17 protein-coding genes are annotated in these 17,265 nt (G+C 40.7%); 2 read left to right on the top strand and 15 right to left on the bottom strand.

All coding sequences use genetic code 11. The annotated features are described in order from the left end of the window. Window positions 1-55: 55 nt before the first annotated feature. The 5 genes from H9L19_RS04380 to H9L19_RS04360 form a co-directional block, all read right to left on the bottom strand. Complete coding sequence (locus tag H9L19_RS04380) at window positions 56-1,576, bottom strand: glycosyltransferase (RefSeq protein WP_187528513.1); 1,521 nt, start codon at window positions 1,574-1,576, stop codon at window positions 56-58. Window position 1,577: 1 nt separating this feature from the next. Beyond that, the gene (locus H9L19_RS04375) at window positions 1,578-3,191 is read right to left on the bottom strand and encodes a glycosyltransferase family 4 protein (protein ID WP_187528512.1); all 1,614 of its coding nucleotides are present in this window, start codon (window positions 3,189-3,191) and stop codon (window positions 1,578-1,580) included. Window positions 3,192-3,647: 456 nt separating this feature from the next. Beyond that, window positions 3,648-4,925: a lectin like domain-containing protein gene (locus H9L19_RS04370; protein WP_187528511.1), complete on the bottom strand. Its 1,278-nt coding sequence runs from the start codon at window positions 4,923-4,925 to the stop codon at window positions 3,648-3,650. Further along, entirely contained in the window at window positions 4,900-5,550 is a 651-nt protein-coding gene (locus tag H9L19_RS04365) for a hypothetical protein (protein WP_187528510.1), read from the bottom strand. Before H9L19_RS04365 ends, H9L19_RS04370 begins: the two co-directional genes overlap by 26 nt. 246 nt (window positions 5,551-5,796) lie before the next feature. Further along, window positions 5,797-7,404 (bottom strand): L-lactate permease, encoded by a 1,608-nt coding sequence (locus H9L19_RS04360; protein WP_187528509.1) that lies wholly within the window; start codon window positions 7,402-7,404, stop codon window positions 5,797-5,799. Window positions 7,405-7,609: 205 nt separating this feature from the next. On the opposite strand from H9L19_RS04360, the gene H9L19_RS04355 reads away from it, so the two are divergent. Both H9L19_RS04355 and H9L19_RS04350 read left to right on the top strand, forming a co-directional pair. Continuing rightward, complete coding sequence (locus H9L19_RS04355; protein WP_187528508.1) at window positions 7,610-8,563, top strand: aldo/keto reductase; 954 nt, start codon at window positions 7,610-7,612, stop codon at window positions 8,561-8,563. Between the two features lie 117 nt (window positions 8,564-8,680). Then, the gene (locus tag H9L19_RS04350; protein WP_187528507.1) at window positions 8,681-9,229 is read left to right on the top strand and encodes a hypothetical protein; all 549 of its coding nucleotides are present in this window, start codon (window positions 8,681-8,683) and stop codon (window positions 9,227-9,229) included. Between the two features lie 7 nt (window positions 9,230-9,236). Here the strand turns inward: H9L19_RS04350 and H9L19_RS04345 are convergent, their stop codons facing one another. The 10 genes from H9L19_RS04345 to dnaX form a co-directional block, all read right to left on the bottom strand. Next, complete coding sequence (locus H9L19_RS04345) at window positions 9,237-9,581, bottom strand: MmcQ/YjbR family DNA-binding protein (protein ID WP_187528506.1); 345 nt, start codon at window positions 9,579-9,581, stop codon at window positions 9,237-9,239. A 100-nt stretch (window positions 9,582-9,681) separates the two neighbouring features. Beyond that, window positions 9,682-10,674: a UDP-glucose 4-epimerase GalE gene (gene galE / locus H9L19_RS04340; RefSeq protein ID WP_187528505.1), complete on the bottom strand. Its 993-nt coding sequence runs from the start codon at window positions 10,672-10,674 to the stop codon at window positions 9,682-9,684. Window positions 10,675-10,751: 77 nt separating this feature from the next. Further along, window positions 10,752-11,486 (bottom strand): acyl-[acyl-carrier-protein] thioesterase, encoded by a 735-nt coding sequence (locus H9L19_RS04335; RefSeq protein ID WP_187528504.1) that lies wholly within the window; start codon window positions 11,484-11,486, stop codon window positions 10,752-10,754. A gap of 56 nt (window positions 11,487-11,542) precedes the next feature. Further along, window positions 11,543-12,415 carry a 16S rRNA (cytidine(1402)-2'-O)-methyltransferase gene (rsmI, locus tag H9L19_RS04330; protein WP_187528503.1) on the bottom strand — a complete coding sequence of 291 codons (873 nt, stop codon included), beginning with the start codon at window positions 12,413-12,415 and terminating at the stop codon, window positions 11,543-11,545. Continuing rightward, window positions 12,415-13,428 carry a DNA polymerase III subunit delta' gene (gene holB / locus H9L19_RS04325; RefSeq protein WP_187528502.1) on the bottom strand — a complete coding sequence of 338 codons (1,014 nt, stop codon included), beginning with the start codon at window positions 13,426-13,428 and terminating at the stop codon, window positions 12,415-12,417. The genes rsmI and holB overlap by 1 nt, the downstream gene beginning before the upstream one ends. Before the next feature lie 55 nt (window positions 13,429-13,483). Next, window positions 13,484-13,813, bottom strand: a complete 330-nt coding sequence (locus H9L19_RS04320; RefSeq protein ID WP_187528501.1) for a cyclic-di-AMP receptor — start codon at window positions 13,811-13,813, stop codon at window positions 13,484-13,486. A 4-nt stretch (window positions 13,814-13,817) separates the two neighbouring features. After that, the gene (gene tmk / locus H9L19_RS04315; protein WP_187528500.1) at window positions 13,818-14,462 is read right to left on the bottom strand and encodes a dTMP kinase; all 645 of its coding nucleotides are present in this window, start codon (window positions 14,460-14,462) and stop codon (window positions 13,818-13,820) included. A gap of 58 nt (window positions 14,463-14,520) precedes the next feature. After that, window positions 14,521-14,778, bottom strand: coding sequence for a YaaL family protein (locus H9L19_RS04310; protein WP_187528499.1), 258 nt, complete (start codon window positions 14,776-14,778; stop codon window positions 14,521-14,523). Further along, window positions 14,778-15,377, bottom strand: a complete 600-nt coding sequence (gene recR, locus H9L19_RS04305) for a recombination mediator RecR (RefSeq protein ID WP_187528498.1) — start codon at window positions 15,375-15,377, stop codon at window positions 14,778-14,780. Before recR ends, H9L19_RS04310 begins: the two co-directional genes overlap by 1 nt. A gap of 20 nt (window positions 15,378-15,397) precedes the next feature. Then, window positions 15,398-17,188, bottom strand: coding sequence for a DNA polymerase III subunit gamma/tau (gene dnaX, locus H9L19_RS04300; RefSeq protein WP_187528497.1), 1,791 nt, complete (start codon window positions 17,186-17,188; stop codon window positions 15,398-15,400). Between the last annotated feature and the right edge of the window lie 77 nt (window positions 17,189-17,265).

Raw genomic sequence — 17,265 nt, 5'->3', positions numbered from 1 at the left:
ACTTTTTTCTATCTAACAAATTCATCTTATACGACACGCTTAATTTACGCGACATCTAGCCCAATACTGCTTGCCATTCTGCAAACATTTTATCGGCTGTCATTGCTTCTGCCTTATCAAACGATGCTTGTTTCATTTGCTTTGCTAAGATTGCATCCTGCAAAATTATCGCAACCTTAGCTCCCAATGTGCCATAAGCTGCATTAGGAACAACAAAGCCATTGACCCCATCTTCAACAATCGACGTATCATTAGTCGTGTAATTGATATCATATGATACAATTGGCAGCCCATAACTCAAGCCCTCAACCAAATTCATGCCAAGTCCTTCACCAACAGACGTTTGGACTAAGATCTGTGCTCGTGAAAGCGCGGCACTAACTTCTGCTTGATGCCCATAAGGTGTGAAAATAACCGCTGGGGTTAACTGTAATTCAGCAACAAGCCGTTGCAATTTCTTTTCATATTCAGCATCAGTCGCGTAACCCATTAATTCTAGCGTTGCATCAGGCACAGTTTTTCGCAAGGCTGCTAAAGCACGAATTGCATCTTCTGGCCTTTTTTCAGGACTCAAACGGCCCAGATACAAGACGCGATTTGTAATACCTGAATCAACGCGTGCACGATTATTTGCTAATAAATCAGCTGAGACAAACGTATTTGGCGCCGCTTTAACTGTTAAGTCTGGGTAACGCGCTTTCAAATCATCTCTTTGTGCCTTAGTTGGCACCAAAATCATGTCATAAGCATGTTTTCGTTGATCCAAAGCTAATTCATATGCTGGATATGGTTTACCCGTTCTCGGCTTCTTAGCGTCTGGCGTGTGAATATCATGGAAGTAGGCCATTTTTTGACCAGCACCTGAAACCTCGCTAATCACGCCATCAAGCGAGCGACGATCCGAAATCAACACGCTATTCGGATACTGTTTAGTTAGCGCTTCTAAAAAGAACACAAACAATTCATTTTCTGTATTAAAACGCCATTGTTTACCCTGATAATCGAGTAATTTCCACATCGTTGGGAATAACTGACCATTAACGTTCATGTGCAAAACCTCAAGAACTGGTACCTCCGCCTGATTCAAAAAGCGTTGGACACCAACTTGACCATCTGCATGGAAGGTATCAATCGATGATTTGAATCCTCGCCAATCCCAGTTTTCGCGAATGGTTGGATTACCTGCCCGGTCATTATAAGTAATATCATTGACTAAGCCAACAGTTGCCGGCATGACATTGATGCGTGCAATCTGTTGCCCAAAGCGATCAAGGGTCGAATAGTTTGGCCCTTGTCCCGTAATATGATAGGTATCCAAAGGTAATTCAGGTATCAAGCGTAGATTCTGTTCTTGTCGAACCACCTGAGTCGTTCCTTGAAAAAAATCATACATATTCAAAACCTGGTCAGAAGATAATCCAATATCATGCAAGTCGCGATCCAAAAAACGATTATAATCACGAGTCACATACAATGCTTTTTCACCCTGCTCATTAAATAACCGTGTCCGACGTGCTTGTGCATGCTCAGTCCCAGAGTTAAATGCAAAAATATTTTCACTAACAAATAAATTCATATCATTCTCCCTCACGTTGACTAGCAATCGCTGGCGAAGCGGCTAATTTAGCTGGCCAAACCATGGCTGCATCATCAATTAACGCCTGCCAAGCTGCCATCACATTTTTTTCAGAATAACGTTGTGCTGAATCATAAGCCCCATCAGAATAGCGTTGTGCCAACTGTTCATCACGCAAAACCTGCAACATTGCATCTGCCATTGCTTGATAGTTTTCATACGGTACAATACGCCCATTCACATCGTCTTGCACAATTTCATTTGGTCCATAATTAACATCATAGGTGAACGAAATAAGCCCATGCGAAATTGCTTCCATGATGGCCAAATTGAACCCTTCCATGCGTGACGTCAAACCATACATCATCGCGTCATTTTCGACAGCATCAATATCGGTTGTATACCCCTTCATCGAAACTGCATCTTCTAAATGATATTCAGCAATGGCTGCTTCAACTGCACGCCGTGCCTTAAAATTATCTGTGCCGTCAGCATAACCATATAAGTCCAATGTCACTTCAGGGAATTCTTTTTTCACAATCCCAACTGCACGTACCAAATCATCTAAATGCTTTTCCCATGCAATTCGCGCAAAAGCAATCACTTTACCAAATGTCCGTGCCTTAACTGGTACCCGTTTAGCATTCAATAGCGCGTCATCCACAATACCAACTGGAATTGTGAACAAGGCATTTGTTGGTACAAAACGTGCCTTCACATCTCGTGTTTGTTGCGGCGTAGCCGATACGACTGAATCATACTGATTGAGGGCATTCATAGCGTACTCGTAGTTGTTATTCAAGATTGAGTGCATAGGTTCTTGTGCATCACCAGCGTGTGAATTATGCAAATGCATCACTGTATAGGCTGGCTGTTTCAATCGCAATAGGCCTTCATCGCCTAGATGCGCACGATCAAGAATAAAGATATTGGGGTGATCAATTGACCAAAAATCACGATTAATTAAATCAAAAAAATGCGTTGTTAACGCTTCAATTGTGTCGAATTGATACACTTGTCCGTCAACTTGATGCAAATGCCAACTTGTTTTTGTCAAACCAGTTTGGTCAGCCATTGTATGTTTATAGTACGCTTCTAGGACTGGTGTGCCATCTTGTGTTACCCAGCTTTCAAGTTCAATTTTATTGTCGGGAGAATACCATTGTAATAATGACCGAAAACCTCGTGAATCATAATGATCAACGCGGAATAAATTATTGTACCCGTCAAATAATTCAACTGAGCGCACTTGCTGATGACGCAATTTATCGTAATTAACCCGTGCAACCAACTGACCTTGCGCACTCATCACCAAAAATCGACTCTGTTCATCCTCGTTGACAAACGAGACTTGTGAGACACCAAAATCTAGCATTTCTGCTGTTAATTGTTGTGCTTCAACATGTGCAGTCCCTTGAAAATAATCAAACATATTGATTAATTCATCATCTGAAATACCGGCTGCATTCACATTCACATGGCCGTTAGGGTCCCATTCACGCAAAACAAGGCGTTGTGCCACATTAAAATGTTTGAACAAATTAAATCGTTTGATTTCAGCATGTTCAATCCCCGATTTATGATCAGGCATTGTGGCATTAATATGAAAAATCATCTCGTTGCTCCATTCATCATTTAATTTATAATATATCTTTTTATTATCGCACATCATCCTTTAGTTACCGTTAACAAAGGACCACTTTTCATATTTTGATAAGAATTCTTTAATACTATCTGCACAAGCATAATCACGGCTTAAACTAATTCAATACTAATGATCACCCATATCGCCTCACTTTTTATTGAGATTTTAGTCCGCGTCTTTAATCATCCTCTCATCTAATAATCAGCAGTCAGATGACTCATTCTGAAAATAAAAAAAGTTTCATCCGATTAGTCCGTCGGAATGAAACCAATTTTTAATACCACTACTCAGCACACCTACAAACCGTCTTACCATCACAATGACCCGAATGCACCAGAAATTAAGTATCTGAATAATTTTATTTTTTTAAAACTAATACACCTTAATCACATGTCATCATGTTTAATCGTTAAATTTAAGCGCATATTACTTGGTAATAACTGCTTTAAGATTAAAATTTCCGCGCTGACAAGTGGATTTTATATCTCCTGCTAGGATTGAATCTTTGACACCTGGAATTGCCTGTGTTCCCGCCCAATCTTGGAAACTTCTTCCACCATCTAACGATAGCCAACTTTCTTTGGGCTGAATGCTTGCATCAAAGGCAAACTCACCCAAGCGTGTACTAAATGTTTCTTCACTTGAAAAACGAACCGGTTTATTATCTGGCGCTTTATACGTCACAACGACAGCATATTTCGACCCACTTTTAAGATTAACTGGTTTTGGCAAATATAACGTTGTGTACCCAGCCAAGCCCACTTTTTTAGAAATAACGGCATGATTGACCCCCTCGATTGTCTCAAGATGACCAGCGGTTGGCCCTTTATTCGGATCAACTTCTGTATAGACTTTTGCACTTATTTTCGCGCCATCCTGAGGCGTTGCAATGTTAATTCCTGCCACTTTTTGATTTGTGCCATTAACTGGGAAAATATTGGCCAAGGTCACAGTATCAGATTTCTCGGCCGTAAACGTGTTCCCAAACCCACCATTATCGAGCATATCGATATGGTCATAGGCCGAATTATTCGCTTGAAAAGTCGAAAACTCACCCAAACCACAATCTTCATATGACACCCAAAAATAACCATTACTATTAATTTTATGCTCTCCGATGTTTTTTGTCGCCGTGTGGACGTCAGCAAAATTATCTTTCATTAACCAAGCCCCAGGATGCTTAGGCCGACAATTAGCATTAAAATTGGTCACTGGATAATCATCATTATAGCCAACCATTGTAACAGCATGGTCTGCTTTACTTTCTTCACTTGAGAATGCCGCATCTGTCTCACTATTATAATATTGACTCACATAGAAAGACCACTCATTCGCATCAACTGAAGCCGTTAAATTACCGTTTTTAATTAACAAGCTCTTAACTAAATTGTTGTAACTCTTAAAACTTCCATCATTACGTTCATCTTTATTAAAGATTTGTGCATAACCGGGAACATTCAACCAATTTGCAAAATAATACGGTTGTTTAAGCGTATTTGTTATGCCACTAGAATACCTCAACATTGTATGCCATTCATTTGTTAAAAAATCTGCAAATGCTTGTGCTTTTTCTTCTGACCATTTTGTCAAATCCGTTGTATTATCTTTGATATTATGATGCTGCTGATCATATTGATTGCTCCATCTATCCTTCAAGTCATAAATACCCGTCCCCTGTTTACCACCGAAATACGGAAAATTCACTTCGGGGGGCAACCCCTTTACCAGAGCTTAAAACACTAGCAGTAAACGAGTCATCCTTTGCACCTTGAGTGGCAATTGCGTCAATTGATAAAACCGGATTCGTCGGAACATTAATTCCTAATCCGGGAATCGTATACGTACCCACTGGAAAAGTTGGATGTGCTTGCTGATTGACAGCTGTATTCATCAGAAAAGACGGGCTTTGTTGGATCAATTCTGGCGTTATTTTATGGTTAGCTTGACTAAACATTTTTGCATACTGTACTGCCATATTTTCGGTCATCGCATGTGCCCAACACGTACCTGTTGGCGTTTGAATATGATAAGGAAAAGACTTTATACCTTGTGTTCGAACTGGTGTCACCCAGTCTGGATGTGCATCAGCCAAAGAATATGCATGGGGCAACCCTGGTTGTGTGACATATTGATTTAATAAATAACTTTTAAATTCATCAATATGCTTTGCCTCGTCAATAGGTACTTTAGGATTATATTGGTTAGTAGTCAGGGATTTGTCATCTGTCTCGTAATTGATGTCCTGTGTGTCACAAGCCTTCACTACCACTGGACTAGCCACACTCAAAAGAATTGTTGCCAGCATAAACGCGCTTTTGTATCGCTTCATAAAATCACCTACTTTTCATTTTCTTAAAACATACAGATGATTAACATTAAATTCAATCATTTTCACAAAGCATTCACTAACCTTTCGAATAAAAAGCAAAAAAATAAAGCATACATCCCAAATTATCACCTATCAGACAAACTGACGCATAAATGGCAACGCGTTCGACACAGCGTATTTTTTGGCCAGCAAGCCTAAAAATGGCCAAAAAAAGACAAAGGTCACAAGATTCCTTTGTCTTTTGATTTAAAAAATTGACCAGACGAAGCCAGTTATACCTAACAAAATAGCGTATATGACTGCCGGTATAGCTGTCTTACGCAAAATAGCACCCTCTTGACCACCTAATCCAACCACCGCACTTGCAGCAACAATATTATGCACACAAACCATATTTCCTGCCGCAGCACCAATCACTTGCATCGCTAAAATCATTTGTGGCTCCAAATGAGATTGCTGTGCGACATGAAATTGAATTGGGGCAAATGTCAGCGTTGAAACAGTTGCACTACCCGTAATAAAGGCCCCTAATTCACCCAAGAATGGTGCAATAAATACCCAAATAGGCGCCGTAAATTGTGCCAATGAATTCGCAATATAAATCGGCATGCTAACCAAGCCTTGCGTATTTATACCAGAATTGCTAAATATTTGAACCATAATTAGCGTTACGACCAAAGTTAATCCTGTTGACACCATACTCCCAACGACTGTTCTTGCCTGTTTTCTAAGTGGTTTAAGGCTTCGCATTTGAATCGCCAATCCGATAATTGCCGCTACTACCAAAATTGTGCCAGGTGAATATAACAGTTGCCAATCCGAACTAATCGTCTTGAACCCTAAGATATTATGCCACGATAAATCGGCGAGATGTAGTAATTGATGTTGTAGTGGTTGAATAACGCGTGTTAACAGCAACAAAACAACGACCAATAAATATGGCACCCAAGCTTTAAATAATGACATCGTCTCAGCTTGCTTAGTCTCTTGCTTTAAATCAGATGAACCGGGATTTTCCAAGGCGTCTGACCACGGTGTCACATAAACCGACGCAGGTAACAATAATTTAAAGCGGACCGTTACAATAGCAACAATTAACATAATTAATGGGGTTAGTATTGATGCAAATTCATAACCAATCCAATGCACCGTTAACCATGCCACTAATGCATACACAATACCAATCAATAATGTCCATGGCAGCATTTCTACCCATGCTTGGTGATTCTTTTTTTCACGGCCAAAAAATCTAACCAGCAAGAAAACGATCAAAGTCGGTACAATGGCACCAGCCGTTAAATCTAATTGTGTAATTGTCCGACCAACATGCTGCATAAAATCAGGTCCATTTGCGACATTACTGAGACCAACGGTCAATGGCGTCCCAACCGCGCCAAATGAAGCTGAGGTCGAATCACCAACCAGCGCCAAAGTTACCGCAGCAATTGGCCGAAAACCAAGTGCCATCAATAATGGGGCTGTCACCATCGCCGGCGTACCAAACCCGGATACACCTTCAATTAATCCGCCAAACAAAAAAACGATGATCACGGTTAATACTCTCAAGTCACCAGTTACCGCAACAAACCCCCGATTAATTCTCTCAATCGCACCTGTCGTTCTCAGCACAGCTAACATCAAAAGTGCCCCAAATAAAATCCATAAAATCGGTAACGTTTTGTGAATTCCTTGCAAGATTGAAGCGCTCAGAACTTTAATTGGCATTTGCCAAAAAATAAATGCGCCAAATAGCACTATAATTGCACTATATGTCATTCCTTTAATTGCTGGCATATTTAAAATTGCTAAAAAGAACATTGGTAAAATAACTGCCAATAAGGCAATAATAATCATTACACTACCTCCATGTCGTTTAATTAATGTTTATATTTATCCTTTACTCCCTTGAGTTTTCTATCGTGCGTTCAATCTATATTATACAGAAAGCAAGTCACTAGACAATCAGCATGTTATTTGACCATGAATTGTTAGTACTTAATAGTCAATGTTATAATGAAGCTGTAACTATCGTATAAATTTAGCATTGAAAGGAAGGCTCATGGCAAAAATTGATTTAGGACAAAGCGGTTTAATTGTACCGGACGTTGCTCTTGGTGTGATGCGTATTGCAGATAAATCGGCAAAAGAAGCCGAAACCATCGTGGAAACTGTCTTGGCACATGACGTTAATTTTTTTGACACTGCTGACATTTATGCTGCTGGCCAATCATCAACCGTTCTAGGCCAAGCATTAAAAACAGTTGGTGTGGCTCGTGATCAAATTTTTATCCAATCTAAAGGTGGTATCATCTTAGAAAATGGCCAAATCAATGGTGATGGCTGGACGGGCCCACGCTATGATTTTACAGGATCTCACCTGATTGCAGCCGTTGACGCTGAGTTACAACGCCTACAAACCGATTATCTCGATGTTTTCTTACTCCATCGACCAGACACATTACAAGAACCAGATGCGATTGCCGAGGCATTTACAACTTTAGCCAAAGCCGGCAAGGTCAGACATTTTGGGGTGTCAAACATGAACCCTTGGCAAGTTGAATTCTTACAACAAGCACTTGACCAAAAACTCATTGCTAACCAATTACAGTTTGGTATCATGCACACAAATATGATTGATGCTGAATTCCACGTCAATATGCAAGATGCCCGTTCAATTGACCATGATGGCGGTATTCTAGCCTACTCACGTCTACATCACATGACCATTCAAGCTTGGTCACCCTTCCAATATGGTTTCTTTGAAGGCCCATTTATTGACAACCCAAAGTTCCCCGAAGTTAATGCTAAGCTTCAAGCGATTGCTGACAAATATAACGTCACTAAAAATGCGGTCGCGGTTGCTTGGATAACGTATCATCCAGCAAAAATGCAAGTCATCGTAGGTTCAATGAATCGCCAACGGCTATCTGAAATGACAGCTCATAATACTGTTCAATTAACTAATCAAGAATGGTATGATATTTATCTTGCTGCTGGCAATGATCTACCATAAAAAAATAAACAACTTAATCTCAAAGCAAAGGTTCGATAGATTATCGAACCTTTTATCTCTTTTTAAGTCAAAAAAAATGTCACTTTGTCATTTAAAAACTAATAGGAATGCATTAATATGTCAGCAACTTTTTTCATCATTCTCATCTACTTTATTCGTAAACAATTTAAATTTGAGTATCCCAAACGATTCCAATATTTAATTTTACCCATCATCACTGCTTACCTCCTATTTACCGGCTTACCCCATCGTCCACACGCTTGGTTAAGCGTTAGTTTAATTTTCATCATCGGTGCTTTAATCGGAACATTCCAAGGTGTTTTTGCCCAATTTAAAATTCCTGATGCCACTGATAACCGACCCGAGACGATTCTAATCAAAGGTGGTTGGCCATACTTACTTGGTTGGCTGATTATTTTTAGCATGCAGCTATTAATTATTAGTTATCTGGCCCACGAAGCATTCTCACCAATCGACACACTGCGTAATCTTATACTTGAGGAGATTCTACCATTCAGACGCATTGGTGGTGAAAATTGGTGGCCTCTATATGCGCTATCCACCAGCGCTGGTTTCGGTTATACTGCCACCTTAGCCTATCGTTCACGTCTATTTCGTCAAACAATTCAGCGTCATACACATCAAAAAAAGCATCATGTATCATGATGCTTTTTTATCTGGTTAATTGTGCTGATTCCGCAACCATGTGGTCAAGTTCGGCTTCAGAAAGTGAAGCAACCATCAAATCAATGGTCACCCAATGCCGTTTATTCATATGAAAGCCACGTTCAATCCCACGTTGTTGCACCATTTCATCAACATGCGCAGGTGTTAACTTGATATTAATCAAAATATGCTGATCTTTTTCAAAGATCGCAGCATACATTTTTTGATTAGAGCGATGTTTTAAGACATGCCATAGTACCGTTTGTTGTCGTCCTGGTTGATTAAACGGATACGCGAGGTACCCACCATTCGCCGACAAAAAGCGTTGAATCACATGGTCCACTTCCGACATTTTCTCACACTTTCTTCCGTGTTAAACCCTATCCACCAAACGCATAAATTCGACGTCAATGGCTATCTTACAACACCCAACAATCACATTTATCCTTTTCCTACCGGTCCTGATAACCATTTGGATGTGTTTGATGCCAAGTCCAGGCAGTTTTAATAATCTCTTGCACAGATTCATACTTTGGTGCCCAACCGAGAACTTCACGAGCTTTTGTTGAATCTGCCACAAGCGAGTCTGGATCACCAGCTCGCCGTGGCCCAATCTTAGCTGGAATAGGTTGTCCTGTGGCTTCACGGGCAGCTTCAACCATTTCTTTTACCGAGTATCCATTTGCTGTACCCAGATTAAATTGATTGGAAGCATTACCCTTTGCCAAATAATCTAGAGCTAAGACGTGTGCATCAACCAAATCCATAACTTGGACGTAATCACGCACATTGAAGCCATCTGGCGTTTGATAATCATCACCATACATGATGATTTCATCACGTTCACCCAAAGCTGTTTGTAAGATAATTGGGACAAGATGGGTCTCCGTTGGATGATCTTCTCCAATTGAACCATCAGCTTTTGCCCCTGCAACGTTAAAGTAACGCAAAGCTACCCACTTCAAGTCGTAAGCCTTATCGGCCCAAGCCATAATTTGTTCCATTTGTAATTTCGACAAACCATATGGGTTAATTGGCTTTTGCGGCGTTGTCTCCTTAATTGGACTTTCTTCAGGTTCACCATAAGTTGCTGCCGTTGATGAGAAGACAATTTGTTTCACGTCATGTTCTAGCATGACTTCTAGTAACGTAATCATACCAGCCGTATTATTGTCAAAATACTTCAATGGATCAGCCATTGACTCCGGTACAATCGAAGATGCTGCGAAATGAACAACCTGGTCAATTTTTTCCTGTCCAAAAACATCCGACAAAGCTTGTTTGTCACGAATATCCACTTCATAAAATGGCACGCCAGCCGGAACGGCTTGTCGATGACCAGTTGCTAGATTATCAACAACAACGACATCACGATGTTGCGTCAACAAAAGGTCTACCATATGCGAACCAATATAGCCTGCGCCACCTAAAACCAATGTACTCATTAACATTCTCCTTTGGTCTAACGAATCATCATTTATAAATTAATTATCATACTAATTGTTCTTTTTATTATAAACTTCTATTGATTTTCCGTCCAATCGATTGAAGCCTCTGCGGCCAATTCATCGCCAGCTATAATCTGGTGTCGAGATTGATTACCTATGACAGCAACGCGCGAAGTCACTATTTCACCCAAACGTACTTCGTGTTCAAATTTGATATTAACGTGTCGCGGTTCATGGGCCAATAAAAATTCAGGGCCTAAAATATCCTGCGTCCAATTCAGATATTTAGAATTATTGACATGCTGATTTGAGTCAATATCAGTAAATCGAACGCGATAATCCTGTTGTTGACTCGACATGTCATCCGTCATCGTCAAGGGGGCTGTTTGCCGTGCGATTTTCTTGACGATTGTCGGGTCAAAAGCTGCCGCAATATCCTCTGGGATACGAGCCATTTTCCGCTTTGTCATATCAATCATGGCATACAACGTATCAATTTTAATAATTTCAATTCCCTGCGCATCAACAAACGTATAATCACGCTTACAGAAGAACGGGTTAAGTTCTTTGGCATGCGTGCTCACCTTGATCCTCTCACCAATTTCTGGCCGGCGTTTGATGTCGATAATGTGCTGAAGAATAATCCAACCTAGTCCTAAATTATGAGTATATTCAGGTCCTACGCCATAATCAATCGCTTGTTCGGTTGAACTTAAAATAGCTAAATTCAAAATAGTTGGTAAATTTAATTTACCGGTCATATCACCTTCGTAATACAAAACTTCATGTTCAATTTCATAAACTTTCATGTTATTCCTATCAATATTGCTCTAATGACTCATACATTAGCGTCAACATTACCTTTCTATTTTGCTTGATATGCCAGATACAATGTCTGTCGATCAAGCCCGCGTGTTTTAGCAATCTGTTTCACTGCCGCCGTGGCTTTCATACCATCATCCACAAGTGCATCGACTGCTTCGATTGGTGATAATAGTGCCAATGGATCGTCAGCTACCGTCGTCTCTCGTTCCGACGCGCCCCCAACAATGACCACAAATTCGCCGCGAATTTCATTTTGATCAGCCCACGTTGCAAGTTCACCAGCAGTTCCTCGTAGGAACTCTTCATAGCGTTTAGTTAATTCACGGGCCAAAACAACTGGCCGTTCATTACCTAATGCTTTAGCTAAGTTAGCTAAAGTATTGCTTAAACGATGTGGTGATTCATAAAAAATAATTGTTTCCGTATGCTTTGCCAGTTTTTCTAACTCAGCGACTTGGTCTTTTTGTTTCCGCTGAAGAAAGCCATAAAAAGTAAATGGTTGCGGCGCCAAGCCAGATGCAATTAGTGCTGTAATACCGGCTGAAGCGCCAGGAATTGGGACAACCGCAATATCTTCGCTAATCGCAGCTTTGACAAGCTCATGACCAGGATCAGAAATTGACGGCATACCAGCGTCAGAAACTTGTGCAATATTCTCACCTTGTTTTAATCGGGCAATCAGCTCTGGAATTCGCGTGACCTTATTATGTTCATGAAACGAAATTTGTTTCGTTGTAATTGAAAATTGAGTCAGTAGGTGCGCTGTATGTCGTGTATCCTCAGCTGCAATTAAATCTACCGTTTGTAGCGTCTGAATTGAACGCTGCGTCATATCGTTTAGATTGCCAATTGGTGTTGGCACAAGAAATAACGTCCCAAATGATTGTTGACTAAAACTTTTTTGTGATTGCATCAAATTTTCCCCGCTAGCTCAAACTGGCTCTGCAAAACAAGCGTTTCAAGTGTTGTTTGCAAGCTAATATTCATATCCAACATTTGTGGTGCTTTTAATAGATTCTCTTGTACCTTCAAGATTGCCTCAAACGAATAACGCTGAGCGTCTTGTGCCCATGTTTTGGACTCTGGAAAATACGGCACAATATTCTCTTGATTAACAAGCAACAAAATATCACGCCAAGCTGCGGCAAATAATTGCAGCCATATCCGATTTAATGCTTTATTGGTAGCTAAAGGCATCAACGTTGTTTGCACTGTTAAAAAGGCTTGCGAATCTAATCGAACAATTTTTCCAACCAAATCCACCATTGCCATCCGGGCTGACATCAACCAATCATCGACTAACCATTCAGATGCTGTTGTCACACTATCTGTCAATTGGCTCACCAACTCAATGACTGATGCGTCATACCCCATCTCACGCAACGCTGCACGGTAGGCTTCTGGTGATTGTTCATAAAAATCAACCACTTGTGTTCGCGACACGATGGTTGGTAGAACTTGTTGTCGATTCTCGGCAATTAAGATGGCCAACTGTTGACCAACTGGTTCCTCAATAAATTTCAATAAGCCATTAGCTGCATTGTCAGTCATCGTATCGGCTGCTGAAATGATAAATATCTTTTGATCACCTTCAACCGCCGTTTTGGTGAATTCATCACGCAAAAATCGAATTTGTTCAATTTTAATTGACTGCCCATCTGGTTCAACCTCAATCACATCTGGGTGCTCATGTTTCGCAATTCGAAGACATTGCGAACATGTGCCATCAGGCTCGCCATCTTCACTCACATGTTCACACATTAAACGCATCGCCAACCACTCGGCGAACATTTTTTGACCGTGTCCTTTTGGACCCGTAAACAAAAAGGCGTGCGCTAATTGCTTGCTCGCCACTGCTTGTTTAAATTGCTCAACTAATTTTGGCTGTTGCCGTTTAATTTCTGCAATCATTTCAGTTGGCTCCATTGCACTTGCCGCCTTTCCCATTAACTTAATTCATTACACTCAATTAGCGCTTGCTTTAAAATTGGTGAAATTGCTCAACATCTTGAATAAAGACTGTCGCCCCACCAATTTGCACTTCCATTGGCATTGATGAAGTTGCTTCAAGCGATAAATCAAGACTGGCAGCGGGTGTCATAAATTGTTTGCGCGCATGCGCCGTCTCTTTAATCAATTCTAAAACTTCTGGTACTCGTTCATCTTCGATCCCAATCATAAAAGTCGTATTACCTGAACGAAGAAATCCACCTGATGTTGCTGTCCGTGTTGCTTGAATATTATGCTTAACAAATACCGACCCTAATTTATTTGCGTCCTTATCTTGTACAATTGCTAACACCATCTTCATCGACTTAGTCCTCAACTTTCAATTCTTGACTTAACACCTGCCACACATCCTCAATTACCTGTTCTAATGGTTGTTCAGCATCAATGACAACAATCCGGTCTGGTGCCATCTTTGCCAAACGATGATATCCCGCACTCACTCGCTGATGAAAAGATAAAGGATCCATGTCTAATCGATTAATTTCATCTGTTCGATACTGATTAATTCTAGCTAATCCCACTTCAGGACGAATATCTAAATAAATCGTTTTATCTGGCCAAAAATCCTCGATAGCAAATTGGTTCACCTGCAACACAGCCTCAAATCCAATTTCACGTCCTGCACCTTGATAGGCAATTGAACTGTCAACGTAACGGTCTGATATCACCAATTTTCCAGCGACTAATGCTGGCTTGATCGTTTTTTGAATATGCTCACGTCTTGAGGCCGCATATAGAAGGGCCTCAGTTCTTGGGTCCATCTCCGGATAGTCTGGGCTCAATACCAAATCACGAATCGCTTCAGCAACCACATTATCACGGCCACCTGGCTCACGTGTCAATAATAAATCATCACCATAATACGAACTTAACCGCTCAACAATCGCAGCTAAGACACTCGTTTTCCCTGCGCCATCTGGTCCTTCAAAACTAATAAATTTCCCTGTCATGATACTCCCTACTCAATTGCCAAACATCGTTTAAAACATTATTAGGTTTTCCCCATTCCTACTCTGGACGCATAAAAACGTTTTGCCAATGGCCTTTCATTTGACGTTCACGCGAGGCACGAAGCAAAAAGAAATATTTCTGTTTCGCAAAAGCCGTCTGTGCTTTAATCAAACGCGGATCAATATTACTTTCAAATAATGCTTCCTCTGACATTTTAGCTTTTTCGTAATCATATTTTGCATTATCGATTGCGTCAATTAACTGGTGATCAAAAACAGTTGAGTCCCATTTTGATCGTTTAGAAAGATTAAACATCACATTTGCGTCCTTCCTTCAACTGATTTTATCAGTGTAATTTCATCAGCATAATCAATATCACTTCCGACTGCTAAACCAGTTGCCAAACGCGATACGTTAATCCCAGCTGGTTTCAACAAACGGCTAAGATACATGGCCGTTGCTTCACCCTCAGCATTCGCATTCGTACCAACAATGACTTCGTGAATTTCTTCATGCTGTTGTAAGCGGGTCACCAATGATTCAATATTAATATCATCGGGGCCTTTCCCAGCTAAAGGCGATAAAACACCGTGCAATACGTGATATAGCCCATGAAATTCATTTGTGTTTTCAATGGCCATTAAGTCTTTAACTTCTTCAACAACCAAAACCGTCGTCTGATCACGTGACGTATCAGTACAAATGACACACGGGTCCGTTTCAGTTAAATTACCACAAATTGAACAAAATTTTAAATCACGTTTTGCTGAAATCAATGACTGAGCAAAGCCGGTCACATCTGCTTCTTGCATATCGATTGTATAAAACGCCAAGCGAGTAGCAGTTTTAATCCCAATCCCAGGTAACTTTGTATAACTATCAATTAATTTTGCAATTGGTTCTGGATACTGCATTTAAAACTCCCTTCAAGCGATTAATCGTGTTCAACTTCGACGATATCCGTACCAAACAGATTTAAGGCTTCTTTGACAACTGGTGCCTGAGTGTCAACTTCTGCATCAGTTGTTGGTTCATCAACAATTGCTGCCACGGATGATTCTGTGACCTGTTGCACTGCTGTTTGTTCAGGCTGTACAGCTTGTGAACTAGCATGATGATGCTCATTTACCCACTCAGTACGCAAAGCCGGCCATTCTTCATTCGTTATTAAGACTAATTGCCGTTCAGCTGGTGCATTAGTCAATGCTTGTACTTTTTCAGTAAGGGTTGCGATTAATTCCGCATTACGTTTCGTATTGTCCCGGAAAATTTCAAAATCAAAGCCTAAGACCATACCAGTTTCTGATGCTGCGATAGGCTTAGCTGTATTGAGCATTGCTTGGCTCGATACCGGTAATGTTGCAATCACATCAGCCCAAACACCAACCACGCGATTTAAATCACCGCGTGTTGCCTGATTCAAAACAGCAAACAAGTCTTTCGTTTCTGTGCTAGCTCGGTCAGCAACCCGTATCTTCTCTGCTTCGGGTACCACAGGCGTGCTTTCTGCGATTGGGGTACTCTTTGTCGACTCAACAGTCTTTATCGGCTCCGCCTTTGAATCGGATGATACAACTGCTTGACTACCAACTATCCCTACAGGCTGTGCGGATTCTGTTGTAACTGGCTGACTTTTTGCAGCAAGATTAGTCGTAGCTGGTCGACTCAATTTAACAGTTAATACTTCCAAATAGATGCTAGGTCGATTAGTATAACGAATTTGTTGTTGCGTTTCATTCAAAATATCAATCATGTGATACCACACCTCTGGTGCTTGTTCAGCTGCTAATTGATTAAAATTATTATCTGGTACTAAAGAAATCAATTCGGGTGCTTCTGTGCTGAGCAATAGGTCGCGTGCATAGCTAATTAAGTCCTCAATAAATCGACCTGCATCTTTACCAGCTGTTAAAACCTCCGATAGCTTAGCCAATGCTTTTTGTGATTCGTGGTTTACAACAGCTTGCACATACTCACCTAACAATGCCTGCGTGACTGATCCCGTCACAAGTAACGCATTTTCAAGTGTCACTTGTCCATTGCCAAACGACAATGCTTGATCAAGGATACTTAACGCATCACGCATCCCACCATCAGCCGCATTTGCAATGACTCGCAAAGCAGTTTCATCATAAGTATCACCACGTTCATTCAGAATATATACCATTCGTTGATAGGCATCGTTGGCATCAATTCGTCGAAAATCAAAACGTTGCGTTCGCGAAATAATAGTAGCTGGGATTTTTTGTGGTTCAGTGGTGGCAAGAATGAATATCACATTTGCTGGTGGTTCTTCCAGCGTTTTAAGGAGCGCGTTAAATGCCCCTGTTGACAGCATATGAACCTCATCAATAATGTATACCTTAAACTGCCCCATCGTCGGCGCATAGTTAACGTCTTCTCGAATCTCACGAATTTCATCAACCCCATTATTCGAGGCTGCGTCCAGTTCGATGATATCACCAAGCGTCCCATTATCGGCAGCTTGGCAAATTTCACAGGTACCATCTGGTTCACCATCAATGGGATGTAAACAATTCACCGCTTTAGCAAAAATTTTTGCTGCAGACGTTTTACCTGTTCCCCGTGGTCCAGTAAATAAATAGGCATGTGACATTTGATTTGTAACGAGAGCATTCCGTAAGGTACGGGTAACAACTTCTTGGCCAACCATATCTCCAAATGTTTGTGGTCGCCATGTCCGATAAAGCGCTTGATATGCCATATTGCACCCCTTTCAATTGTTATTTTTTCTCTCATTAACTGAATTTTTTTCATTGAAAACGTTAATTGAGATGACCA

This window comes from Weissella diestrammenae, assembly GCF_014397255.1.
GTDB classification, from domain to species: domain Bacteria; phylum Bacillota; class Bacilli; order Lactobacillales; family Lactobacillaceae; genus Weissella; species Weissella diestrammenae.
The sequence above is the reverse complement of the archived record's forward strand: the minus strand, read 5'-3'. Positions and strand labels throughout refer to the sequence as shown.